Source organism: Mesorhizobium sp. B2-6-4 (genome assembly GCF_006441495.1).
Taxonomy (GTDB): domain Bacteria; phylum Pseudomonadota; class Alphaproteobacteria; order Rhizobiales; family Rhizobiaceae; genus Mesorhizobium.
Map to the genome: position 1 here is coordinate 1 of NZ_VFUE01000043.1, position 11,145 is coordinate 11,145.

The 11,145-nt window shown below is 63.5% G+C and carries 11 protein-coding genes and 1 riboswitch; of the genes, 3 read left to right on the forward strand and 8 right to left on the reverse strand.

Annotated elements, in window-relative coordinates:
- Positions 1-82 precede the first annotated feature (82 nt).
- Positions 83-280 (reverse strand): DUF680 domain-containing protein, encoded by a 198-nt coding sequence (locus FJ426_RS31005; protein WP_140584677.1) that lies wholly within the window; start codon positions 278-280, stop codon positions 83-85.
- A gap of 481 nt (positions 281-761) precedes the next feature.
- Positions 762-964, forward strand: a riboswitch (cobalamin riboswitch).
- 130 nt (positions 965-1,094) lie between these two features.
- On the opposite strand from FJ426_RS31005, the gene FJ426_RS31010 reads away from it, so the two are divergent.
- Positions 1,095-2,342: an aromatic ring-hydroxylating dioxygenase subunit alpha gene (locus FJ426_RS31010; RefSeq protein WP_140517785.1), complete on the forward strand. Its 1,248-nt coding sequence runs from the start codon at positions 1,095-1,097 to the stop codon at positions 2,340-2,342.
- A gap of 19 nt (positions 2,343-2,361) precedes the next feature.
- Positions 2,362-3,462 carry a hybrid-cluster NAD(P)-dependent oxidoreductase gene (locus FJ426_RS31015; RefSeq protein ID WP_140501228.1) on the forward strand — a complete coding sequence of 367 codons (1,101 nt, stop codon included), beginning with the start codon at positions 2,362-2,364 and terminating at the stop codon, positions 3,460-3,462.
- 93 nt (positions 3,463-3,555) lie between these two features.
- Here the strand turns inward: FJ426_RS31015 and FJ426_RS31020 are convergent, their stop codons facing one another.
- The 6 genes from FJ426_RS31020 to FJ426_RS31045 form a co-directional block, all read right to left on the reverse strand.
- Complete coding sequence (locus FJ426_RS31020) at positions 3,556-3,954, reverse strand: type II toxin-antitoxin system VapC family toxin (protein ID WP_140501230.1); 399 nt, start codon at positions 3,952-3,954, stop codon at positions 3,556-3,558.
- Positions 3,951-4,184, reverse strand: a complete 234-nt coding sequence (locus FJ426_RS31025; RefSeq protein ID WP_140559805.1) for an AbrB/MazE/SpoVT family DNA-binding domain-containing protein — start codon at positions 4,182-4,184, stop codon at positions 3,951-3,953. The genes FJ426_RS31020 and FJ426_RS31025 overlap by 4 nt, the downstream gene beginning before the upstream one ends.
- Before the next feature lie 143 nt (positions 4,185-4,327).
- Positions 4,328-5,872: a DegQ family serine endoprotease gene (locus FJ426_RS31030; RefSeq protein WP_140558907.1), complete on the reverse strand. Its 1,545-nt coding sequence runs from the start codon at positions 5,870-5,872 to the stop codon at positions 4,328-4,330.
- A gap of 197 nt (positions 5,873-6,069) precedes the next feature.
- Positions 6,070-6,789: an MBL fold metallo-hydrolase gene (locus tag FJ426_RS31035; RefSeq protein ID WP_140501235.1), complete on the reverse strand. Its 720-nt coding sequence runs from the start codon at positions 6,787-6,789 to the stop codon at positions 6,070-6,072.
- A 70-nt stretch (positions 6,790-6,859) separates the two neighbouring features.
- A complete protein-coding gene (locus FJ426_RS31040; protein ID WP_140501237.1) occupies positions 6,860-8,026 on the reverse strand; it encodes a diphosphate--fructose-6-phosphate 1-phosphotransferase in 1,167 nt (388 codons plus the stop codon).
- Positions 8,027-8,136: 110 nt separating this feature from the next.
- On the reverse strand, positions 8,137-8,904 hold the full coding sequence (locus FJ426_RS31045; RefSeq protein ID WP_140559806.1) for a L,D-transpeptidase: 768 nt from the start codon (positions 8,902-8,904) through the stop codon (positions 8,137-8,139).
- A gap of 505 nt (positions 8,905-9,409) precedes the next feature.
- Between FJ426_RS31045 and FJ426_RS31055 the strand changes: the two genes are divergently transcribed.
- On the forward strand, positions 9,410-10,033 hold the full coding sequence (locus FJ426_RS31055) for a LysE family translocator (protein ID WP_140559807.1): 624 nt from the start codon (positions 9,410-9,412) through the stop codon (positions 10,031-10,033).
- A 100-nt stretch (positions 10,034-10,133) separates the two neighbouring features.
- Here the strand turns inward: FJ426_RS31055 and FJ426_RS31060 are convergent.
- On the reverse strand, positions 10,134-11,145 hold a 1,012-nt coding region (locus FJ426_RS31060; RefSeq protein WP_140825703.1), incomplete at its 5' end, for an autotransporter outer membrane beta-barrel domain-containing protein.

Here is an 11,145-nt window from a genome sequence, read left to right on the forward strand (position 1 = left end):
CGATCTTCTTCATTTCAAGTCTCCTGAATTCTCAAATTTCGCCAGGACGGCGGAAGGCCCGCCGTCAACTGGAGATCCACTGTTAGTTGTTGCCGAAGAGGTTGCGATCGGCACCCTGGACAGGCGTCTGGGCAGCCGGTTCCGACTTCTTGGTCGAAGCGGTGTACGAGCTGTCGACGGCGGTGGCCGCAGGGGCATTCGAACCATAATGGTCGCTATTAGCGAAGGCGCTGCCGGAAACAGCCAGAAGGGCGGCGGCAGTGAGAATGATCTTTTTCATTTTTTGATACTCCAGTATTTTTCCGTCCGTCTAGCGGCGTGTCTTGGGAGGAAATCGCGTCGTTCGGACAGCCCCGATGTGGGAAAGCCATACCGCCATTTCCAATCACGAAGTTTTTCCGTGTGGACCAAGTTTCCACCACTTGAAATTGTGCCAGAGCCTTCAATATTCGTTTTTTGCCATTTATTATCAATTAGTTATGCAAACAGGCTGTGCGATCACCAACTGTGTCGAAGGCCCAGTGTTCACACCGTCCTGCACGCATCGTCAACAGAAACGAACCGTTCGGTTCGATTTTAGGGGACGCTAATAGTCACTTTTCGAAACCGTTAACCTTTTTTTGGCTCCGCCACGAGTCGGAATCCCAGGCGGCGATCTGAGCCTTTCTGCCCCTTCAACGACGGCCGCACCGTTTTCAGTGCGTGTCGCGCGGCATGGATGCGATGTCGTTTTCATGCCGACGACAAGTCGGCGATCATGGTTAGATCCTGCCATCTCAGGTGCCGCCGCGTGACGACGAGGCGGAGAATTGGGAAGCCGGTCAGAATCCGGCGCTGCCCCCGCAACGGTGGTGGAGTTCAGGTCGCAACGGGAGACCACTGGGCAAAGGCCTGGGAAGGTGTCGCGACAGTCCGCAAGGACAGCTCCAGAGCCCGGAAACCAGCCCGAGATGTTGGACTCGACTGATCGCGGCGGGCGGTCAAGAGGCGGATGGTGCATGTCCGGCGCAAGCCGGCGCGCGGCTTGATCCTTCCTCTCTCCCCTCCGTTCAGTCCTTCGATGCGAGGACAGGACTTCAATGCGAGGACAGGACATGGATGCGCGCAACGACATGCTGAAACGGCTGCAAGGCCGCAGGGACGGCTTCTCGCTCGAGCAGCCCTTCTATACCGATCCCGACTACTTCAAGCTCGACATGGAGCTGATCTGGTACCGCGACTGGCTGTTCATCGGCCATGATTGCGAACTGCCCCGGCCCGGCAGCTTCATCACCGTGCAGATCGGCGACTATCCTGTGGTGCTGGTGCGCGACCAGAAGGGCAACATCAACGCCTTCCACAATTCTTGCCGCCATCGCGGCAGCCGCGTCTGCAACACAGACAAGGGCACGGCGGCGAAGCTCGTCTGCCCCTACCATCAGTGGACCTATGAACTGGACGGCAGGCTGCTGTTCGCCAGGCAGATGGCCGAGGGTTTCGACAAGAGCCAGTTCGGCCTGAAGCCGGTCGCCTGCGAAAGCGTCGGCGGCTACATCTTCATTTGCCTCGCCGACGAGCCGGCGGATTTCGCGCCGATGCGGACGATGATCGAACCCTATTTGCTGCCGCATCGGCTGCGCGAAGCAAAGGTCGCCTTCGAGAGCACCATCGTCGAGAAGGGCAATTGGAAGCTGGTCTGGGAAAACAACCGCGAATGCTATCATTGCGCCGGCAACCATCCGGAGCTCTGCAAGACCTTCCCGGAGGCGCCGACCGTGACTGGCGTGCAAGACGCCGACAGCGACCCGGAGATGCTGTCGCACTGGGCCAAGTGCGAGGCGGCCGGCCTGCCGAGCAGGTTCCGCATCGACCCGGCCGGACAGTACCGTGCCACCCGCGCGCCGCTGCTGCGCGATGCCGTCAGTTATACGATGACGGGAAAACGCGCGGTCAAGAAGAACCTGTCCGACGGCGTTGCCACCGACCGCATCGGCTCCTTGCTGCTCTATCACTATCCGACGACCTGGAACCACATCCTTGGCGACCACGCCGTCACGTTCCGCGTGCTGCCGATCAGCGCCACCGAGACCGCGGTGACGACCAAATGGCTGGTTCACAGGGACGCGGTCGAGGGCGTCGACTACGACCTTGCCGAACTCACCCATGTCTGGACCGAGACCAACGGCCAGGATCGTCGCATCGTCGAGGAAAACGCCTTCGGCATCCTGTCGCCGGCCTATGAACCCGGCCCCTATTCCGAACTGCACGAAGGCGGCGTCATCCAGTTCGTCGACTGGTACGCGCGTTTCATCGGTCCGCGCCTCGCCGAAGACGGCCGGCCGGCCCTGCGCAGCGTTGCTTGAGAGGTAAGGGATGAATGCGATGACGGATCTCGGCCTCTATCGCCATCTCGATCAGATGGCGCCCTGGAACGACAGGCTCCAGGTGCTGGAAGTGATCGGCGTGAGCGACGAGGCGCCTGATGTAAAGACCTTCACCTTCCGCTCCGACAACCAGACCTGGTTCCGCTACAAGCCGGGCCAGTTCGTGACGCTGGAACTGCCGACAGCGGATGGGTTGCTGATGCGCACCTACACGCTGTCGTCTTCGCCTTCACGGCCATTCTCGATCGCGGTGACGGTGAAGGCGCAGGCCGGCAGCACCGGCACACGCTGGATGTTCGACCATTTGAGGCCTGGTTCGCACGTCAAGGCGTATGGGCCGGCCGGAGACTTTTCGCTGCACAGCCACCCGGCGGCCAAATATCTGTTCATCTCGGCCGGCTCCGGCGTGACGCCGATGATGTCGATGCTGCGCTGGCTGAATGACTGCGCGCCATGGACCGATGTCGGCTTCGTCAACTGCGCCCGCCGCCCCGAAGAGATCATCTTCCGCAAGGAGCTGGAATTGCTCGGCAGCCGCATGCCCGGCCTGTCGCTCGGTTTCATGATCGAGGAGCGGTCGAGCCGGGAAGGCTGGTTCGGCCATATGGGCCGCATCGACGCCATCCGGCTGCCGCTTTTGGCGCCCGATTTCCGAGAGCGCGAAATCTTCTGCTGCGGCCCCGACCCCTTCATGCGTGCCGTGCGCGGCATGCTCGAAGCCGCCGGCTTCGACATGGCGAGATACCATCAGGAGAGCTTTGCAGCGCCGCTGGTGGAGGAAATCCCGGCGCCGTTCGCCTCGCCGACTGGAGACGGCGCAGCCATTCCTGTCGAAGCCGCGACGCCGATCCGGTTCTCGATTTCGGACGTCGATGCCGCATGCGTCGCCGGCCAGACGGTGCTGCAGACGGCGCGCGCCTCGGGAGTCAGAATCCCCGCCGCGTGCGAATTCGGCCTGTGCGGAACCTGCAAGGTCAAGAAGCTCTCGGGCGAGGTCGAGATGAGCCACAATGGCGGCATCCTCGATCACGAGATCGAGGACGGCTTCATTCTCGCCTGCTGCTCCAAGCCGCTTTCGGCGCTTGATATCGAGGCGTGACCGACGGCGCTCGGCGGTCTGCAACGCCGCTTAAAGCGCGTCGCATGAGCCCATTTCGATGCGACACGCTTTGGAGCGAAATCCGACGGCCATTCAGGGAGTGATCAGCGTCACAGAAGGGAAATAAGTCCGGTAGCGGCCGACATCACGCGTCAGCAGCGGAAGGCGTCCGACGGCTGCGTGGGCGCCGATGAAAAAGTCAGGCAACACGCCGGTCCTGGATCCTCCCGATCTGCGATATTGTGTAAATGCTTTTCCGGCAAGGAAGAGGGCTGCTCTTGGCATCGGAACCATTTCTAGACCGGCCGCCTCGACAAACGCCTCCAGATCCTCGATGCGTGCGTAGCGGACGGCAAGCTCGGCATAGACCGCATCATTGATCAACAACGGCCCATCGAGGCTCGCTGCCTCGAGATGGGCGACCGACCAATCCGCCCAGCTCGGATCGTCCGTAACAACGTCGAGCAGAACGTTGGTGTCGACGAGCGTCACCGTTCGGAACGCGTCAGCGCCATGATCGCGTCGGTCGTGAGCCCCTCGCCGGCATGGCCTCGCAAACTGGCGAAGCGGCTCGCCGGCTGCTTTTTGTCAGCACGGGTCAGCACCACGCTGCCATCGGCAGCGCGCCGGAAGTCGACCTTGCTTCCCGGGACGATCTCCAAGAGATCGCGAACCGGTTTGGGGATGGTCACTTGTCCCTTCGCTGTAACGGTCGTCGCCATCTTCGTTCCTCGGTAATACCATGTCTTCCGAAGGTATTACCTTGCGGTTCGAATTTCAAGGCCTGAAGCGTCAATCCCCGGCCGGGGGGCGGGCTCGTCGACCGACAAGCCCGCCATCCCTGCATTCATGTCAACGCGATGTCTCAGCCATTGGCGAAGGGCACGGCGACATAGATCTGGGCATCGCCTCGTTCCACCAGCAGCAGCACCGATTTGCGGCCTGACTTGCCGGCCTGCGCGATCGCCTGCGTGGCCTGCCTGGCGCTCTTCACCGGCATCTGGTTGACGGCGATAATGATGTCGCCGGGCTGGACGCCGGAAGCCGCCGCCGCCTTGTTGGGATTGACCGCGGCGACCACCGCGCCACGCTGGTTGTCGGGGAGGTTCATCTGCTGGCGAATATCGGGCGTGATGTCCATCAGGCCGAGCCCGATCGCCGGCAGGCGGGCGCCCTGCCCGTTTCCCGGCGCGCCGGAATCACCAGATACCGACGCGGTCTGCGCATCGTCGCCATTGCGGCCGACGTCGACGGAAAGCTGCATGGTTTTGCCATTGCGCCAGACGTCGAGCGTTTCCTTCTTGCCGGGCGAGACATCGGCGACGGCACGCGACAGGTCCTTGGGATCCTTTATCTCCTGGCCGGCGAAGCCGGTGATGAGGTCCCCCGTCTGGATGCCGGCCGCGGCCGCCGGCGAGCCCTCGGTGACCGAGGAGACCAATGCGCCGCCGGGGTGATCGAGACCTATGGCACTGGCAACGTCCGGGGTCACCGGCTGGATCTGGACGCCAAGATAGCCGTATTCGATTTCGCCGCCCTTCATCAGCTTGGCGACCACCTTTTGCGCCTGGTCGGACGGAATGGCGAAGCCAACGCCGACGCTGCCGCCATTCGGCGAATAGATCGCGGTGTTGATGCCCACGACGTTGCCGCTCACATCGACCAGCGGACCGCCAGAGTTGCCGTGGTTGATCGGCGCATCGATCTGGATGAAATCGTCGAACGGCCCGCTGTGGAGATCGCGGCCGCGCGCCGAGACGATACCTGAGGTGACCGTGGTGCCGATGCCGAACGGATTGCCGAAGGCCAGCACTTGATCGCCCGGCATCAACTTATCAGAATCTCCCCATTTTACCGTCGGCAGGGGCTTGTCGGCCTTGATCTTGATCACCGCAAGGTCGTTCTTGGCGTCGCGGCCGACCAGCTTGGCGGGAAGCTCTGAACCGTCGTCAAGCGTCACCTTGATCGAGCTCGCGCCGTCGATGACATGGTTGTTGGTGACGATGGTGCCGTCGGCGCCGACGATAAAGCCGGATCCGAGCGCTTCGGCGCGCTGCGACTGCTGCGGCGGCGCTTTCGGCCCGGGCATGCCCTGGTCGCCGAAGAACTGGCGGAAATAATCGTCGAAAGGCGAGCCGCCGCCGTCCAGGGGCGAGGCATCGCTCATGGCGTCCGGTTGCCCCTTCATGACGGTCGTAACCGTCACCACGGCCGGCTTGTCGGCTGCCACGATGGGGGCAAAGGAGCCGTTCGGGGCCGCTACGCCGGCTACGGGGGTCTGTGTCGTACCGACGGCGTTGTGGACCTCGTTCGGGCTTTCGGCGAAGGAGGCCACGATGGGAGAGATGATCAGCGCAGCGCCCAGCAGGGCCGCGACGCGATGTCTACGAAGAATGCTTATGGGTGACATGGTCGTTCTGTCCGGGCGAGAGTTGAACCTGGGCCGCGGATGGTTCGGGGGAAAACACCCGTCGGCTGTCGACAGCCGGATTGCCTGTCTCGCCGCGCATGGCAGCCGGCCGGATCGACAAACCAGCATCTAGGGCGCGGATTGGCCCGATTTAGGGTTTTCGGGCGACCTTACGAAGATTTAATTTTAGAGCCGGCTTATGGACCAGCCGCTCGGCTGAGATAGGCCGAGGCGATCTCGCGCATGCGCTCGCCGTCGAAACTCGGGCCGTGACCGCCATGGCCGATGCGGATCGGCAGGTCGAGCAGACGCCGCATGGTGAGGCAATAGGCCGACTTGTCGGAGTCTGGCAGGTCGTCGATCAGCCGGTCGTCATAGATGGCGTCGCCGCTGAAGAACAGGCCGTCTGCTTCGTCGAACAGCGCGATCGAATCCGGCGAATGCCCGGGCAGATGCAGCACGCGGAAGCGGCGGTCGCCGAGATCGACGACATCACCCTCGTCGAGGGTGCGCGTCAGCGGCGCTGGCGGGATCTTGTAATCCGCAGCCTTCCAGCCCGGTGCCGGCAGTCGCGAGACGGCGCCGTCGAGGTCGTGGAACATGTAGGCGTAGGTCGCCGCCTCATCCATGTTCTCGAACTGCGCGGCACTCACCCTGGGTCCCGCGCGCAGCGCGAATTCATGCAGCGAGCCGACATGATCGAGATGGATGTGGGTGGCGACGACGATGAGCGGTTTGCCGGCCCGGGTTTCGATCTCCGGCGCCAGCGGGCAGATGCCCATGCCGGTATCGACCAAAAGGTCGGCGTCGCGGCCGGTGAGATGCCAGATGTTGGCGCGCACATAGTCATGCACGAACGGCTCGGTCAGCATCGTCGTCTTCTCGTCGACGATGCTCCTGCTGAACCAGTTCTCCATCAGAAGCGGCCCGGCATCAGCTGTGAGCCTCGCATCAGGTGTGATCCTGGAATCAAGTATGGTCCCGACATCAGACGAAGGGCTTTCCGACCTTGTATTTTTCCGGCACCAGCCGCTTCAGGTAAGCCATGCCGGCGTCGGACAGATGGTTGGCGTCCGGCTTCATGAAGTTCTCGGGCATGTGACGGGTCTTGCCGGCCACGTTCTTCAGCGGCACCTTCTTCAGCACGGTTTTGGTGCCGTCATATTGCAGCGCCACGGAGCCGCCGCCCTGTTCGGCCACGGTGACCGCGAAAGCTCCCGCGTCGAACGCCTCCTGCGCGTCGACGGCGCTGATGGCGCCGACATAGCCGCGCGGCATGTAGCCCAGCGCATCGACGCGGGCGCGCTTGCCCGGCAGCCCTTCGGCGAGCGCCCGCTCGAGTGCCGCCGGCAGGTCGCTGCCCGATAGCTTGACGTTGCCATGCTGGTCGCGCTCCAGCTTCTCGGGCGGGACCAGGCTTTCAACCAGCGCCTTGCCGTCGGCGGTGCTCACCCCTTCCGAAACGGCGACGATGCAGCGCTTGTGGCGGTCGAGCGTGGCGCGCACGTCCTCGATGAAGGCTGTGGCCGAGAACGGCCGCTCCGGCACGTAGACGAGATGCGGACCACTGTCGGGATCGAGCTGCCAAGCCGCGGCCGCGGCCGTGAGGAAGCCGGCGTGCCGGCCCATGACGATGCCGACATAGATGCCGGGCAGAGCGCGAAAATCGAGATCGACGGACAGGAAAGCGCCGGCGACGAACTCGGCCGCCGAGATGAAACCCGGCGTGTGGTCGTTCTCCTCGAGATCATTGTCGATGGTCTTGGGCGCATGCACGAACGCGATCTTGCCGCCGGCGGCATCGGTCAGGATCTGCTGCGTGCCCGACGTGTCATTGCCGCCGATATAGATGAAGGCATCCGCGCCGGCCTTCTTCAGGCCGTCGAGGACGACCTCGCAATAGGCTGCATCCGGTTTGTCGCGCGTCGAGCCAAGGGCCGCGCTCGGCGTTCCGGCGATCAGCCGCAGGCGGTCTTCCGGGACGGCGGAGAGGTCGACATAATTGCCGTCGCGGATACCGCGCACGCCGTGGATGGAGCCCAGGACCTTGGCGCCGGGATGCCGCTTGCGGATCTCCAGCGTCGCCCCGACCACGGTCTGGTTGATGACGGCCGTCGGGCCGCCGCCCTGCGCGATGACGAAAGTTCCGGCCATTGGTGAAATTCTCCCGGGCGATTGAATTTCAGGCACCTTCGCCTGTCTTTGGCCATAGCGCAACGGCAGAAACGACCGGCCGCGCCAGCGGCCGCGAGGTGAGGCTTGAGCTAGACGACGACGACCGGGTTCTTCTTGGAAACGCGGCTGTAGAGGTCGATGATGTCCTGGTTGATCAGGCGCACACAGCCCGACGACATGGCCTGGCCGATGCTCCACCATTCGGGCGAGCCATGGATGCGGTAGCCGGTGTCCTTGCCGTCCTGATAGATGTAGAGAGCGCGCGCCCCGAGCGGGTTGGTGAGGCCGCCGGGCTGGCCGCCCTGCCATTTTACCAATTCCGGCTTGCGGGCGATCATTTCCGGCGGCGGGGTCCAGGTCGGCCATTCCCGTCCGTACTGGATGTTGGCGCGGCCGGACCAGCGGAAGCCGTCCTTGCCGATGCCGACCCCGTAGCGGATGGCGTCGCCCCCCGGCTGGACGAGGTAGAGCATGCGCTCATTGAGATGAACGACGATGGTGCCGGGCGCTTCGCCCGTCTGGTCGACGACGATCTGGCGGCGGAATTCCGGCTTGATCTTGAGGTAGGGCACCTCGGGCACGTTGAAGCCGCCGTCGCTCAGGGACGCGTACATCAGGTCGGGGCTGGTGATGTTCTTGTCGACGCTGATGCTCGGCCGGATCGGCCGCACAGAGCCGGTGACCGTGTCGTCGAGCTCGAGCGCCGGCAGGCCGCCGCCCGAAGTCGAGCAGCCGGCGGCGCCAAGCAGGGCCAATGCCCCTGCCCCGGATAAAATGGCGCGGCGAGAGAGAGGACTATCGGTTTCGATTGCGTCGCCGTTTCGCGGCGGCGTCAGACCTTGCGGCAACTCACGCATGTACCCAAACCCTACGCTGTCGGCAGGAAGCACGGTCCGGCCGGATGACGAGCATTTTCATCATTCATGGTTGATAAAGCGTGAAGGCCTTGCGCTGCCTGCATTTGCGGGCAGGCTGGGCGCCGTTGCGCCCTTCCTGTCGGCTGCGAACCAGCGCTGCCTGCGCAAAATCACCTCGCTCGGATCATAATCCCGGCGCCAGTGCTTCCTACCTCTCCTGGTGACCGGAGGGGCTCCATGTGCAAGACCTTAAAAACCGACATCAAGCTTTTGCCGCGGCCATTGTCGCCGCCGCGACAGTTCTCGGTGCCAATGTCAGCCTTGCCGATATCGTGGCCATGCTGGGCGGCGCGAACTGACGCCTAGCTGCCATGGCGGAATTGGAGCCGGCAGTTCCAGGAAAATGTGCGGCGGTTCTCCGTCCGGTATTGCCCGGAAACAAACCGCTTTACATTCTCCTGGACCGAAGGATTTATCCTCTTCTTTGAGCTCAAAGGAGACGAGCATGTCCTTCGAAAACTGGGCCGCCTTCGCTGCCGCGTCGACCATCCTCCTAGTCATTCCGGGACCGACCATCCTTCTGGTCGTGTCCTATGCCCTCGGCCAGGGATGGCGCACCGCACTGCCGATGGCTGTCGGTGTGGCGCTGGGCGACTTCACGGCGATGACCTTGTCCATGCTGGGCATCGGCGCCCTGCTGGCAGCTTCGGCCACCATCTTCACGATCCTGAAGCTGATCGGCGCTGCCTATCTGGTCTATCTCGGCGTAAAACTGTTCCGGGCCGGCGGCGCGCTCAAGGCCGAGCCGCGCACCGATGCCGTGTCCTCCGCCAGGATGATGGGGCATGCCTGGCTGGTCACCGCGCTCAACCCGAAAAGCATCACCTTCTTCGTCGCTTTCCTGCCGCAGTTTCTGGACCGGCACGCCGATTTCTGGACGCAGATGCTGATCTTCGAGACGACCTTCCTGGCGCTCGCCTTCTCCAACGCCTTCGGCTACGCGCTGATCGCGTCGCGAGCGCGCAACCTTGTGCGCAACCCCAGGGCGATCCGCGTCTTCAACCGCACCGGCGGCACGCTGCTGGTTGGCGCCGGCATCGCCACAGTGGCGATGCGTTCAGGGAATTGAACAAGGGGGATTCGCTCAACGCACAGCGTTAGCGCTGCCCCTCACCTGCCTGCCGGCGGATGAGGGGCGGCGCCGACTTTGCGCACGAAAACAGCGCGTCTCACCACTTGATGCTGACGCCGAGATTGCCCTCGAGGATGCGCCGCTTGTCGCCGCCGAGATTGGTGGTGTAGTCGCCGGTGGCGAAGAGGCTGACCTTGTCCGTCACCTTGGCGGTCACGCCGGCGCCGAATTCGAACGAGGTCGAGCGGCTTTCGGTCGAGATGTCGGTGGTGCCGAAGTTGACGTGATCCGTGCCACCGAAACCGTGCCAGAGATTGGCCTTGAGGTAAGGTTGCAGCGCGGTGCCGTTCAATGTCGTCTCGCCCTGCAGGCGCAGGCCGAGGCGCCCGGTGACGTTGTCGTCGAGATCGAAGGAAACCGACGCGAAGCGATCCTCGGCATCGTCGAGCGATAGATGCTGCCAAATCAGTTGCGCCTGCGGTTCGAGCGTCCAGCCTTGCGCCAGCGCGATCGGGTAGCCCCCTTCCAGCGAAGCGGTGACGCCGGTTCCCTTGACATCGATGCCGATGTCTCGGGTCGAGGTCGCATCGCCGCTGAAAAAAGTGGCCATGACGACGCCGTCCAGGTACCAGCCCCCGGGACCGATACGGGTCCAGTAGCCGCCGACGCTGGTGCCGCCGAGATCGATGTCGCCGACGCCCAGATCGTTCTGCCCCAGCGCCTGGCCGCGCACATCGCCGTTCATGCTGGCATAGGCGATGAACAGGCCGGCACGATCGACGCCACCTGAAGCGGTTTCCTGGCCAAACACGTCGAAGCCGCCCTGGAACCCGAACAAGGTGCCGTCGAACGACGGCGAAACCGTTCCCGACCAGCCCATCTTCGCGTCCTGGCCGAAGATACGGCCCCAGACCGGAGAGAGTTCGGTGTTTGACAAGAGGCTCTGTTCGCCTCGCCGTTCATGGAAAGTGCCAAGTGTCGTCATCGCCAGATGCTCGGCCACCGGCGGAATCGCCGAATAGACCGGGACCTCGACACGGTAGAGCAGGATCTCCTCCCCTGCCGCGGGCGTCGGAAGATCGGGCACCGCAGTCGGGACGGGCGGGGGC

Excerpts from the sequence above, each read along its gene's own strand:
- FJ426_RS31005 (WP_140584677.1), bottom strand. The coding sequence starts at position 280 with ATGAAAAAGATCATTCTCACTGCCGCCGCCCTTCTGGCTGTTTCCGGC.
- FJ426_RS31010 (WP_140517785.1), top strand. The coding sequence starts at position 1,095 with ATGGATGCGCGCAACGACATGCTGAAACGGCTGCAAGGCCGCAGGGAC.
- FJ426_RS31015 (WP_140501228.1), top strand. The coding sequence starts at position 2,362 with ATGACGGATCTCGGCCTCTATCGCCATCTCGATCAGATGGCGCCCTGG.
- FJ426_RS31025 (WP_140559805.1), bottom strand. The coding sequence starts at position 4,184 with ATGGCGACGACCGTTACAGCGAAGGGACAAGTGACCATCCCCAAACCG.
- FJ426_RS31030 (WP_140558907.1), bottom strand. The coding sequence starts at position 5,872 with ATGTCACCCATAAGCATTCTTCGTAGACATCGCGTCGCGGCCCTGCTG.
- FJ426_RS31035 (WP_140501235.1), bottom strand. The coding sequence starts at position 6,789 with ATGGAGAACTGGTTCAGCAGGAGCATCGTCGACGAGAAGACGACGATG.
- FJ426_RS31040 (WP_140501237.1), bottom strand. The coding sequence starts at position 8,026 with ATGGCCGGAACTTTCGTCATCGCGCAGGGCGGCGGCCCGACGGCCGTC.
- FJ426_RS31045 (WP_140559806.1), bottom strand. The coding sequence starts at position 8,904 with ATGCGTGAGTTGCCGCAAGGTCTGACGCCGCCGCGAAACGGCGACGCA.
- FJ426_RS31055 (WP_140559807.1), top strand. The coding sequence starts at position 9,410 with ATGTCCTTCGAAAACTGGGCCGCCTTCGCTGCCGCGTCGACCATCCTC.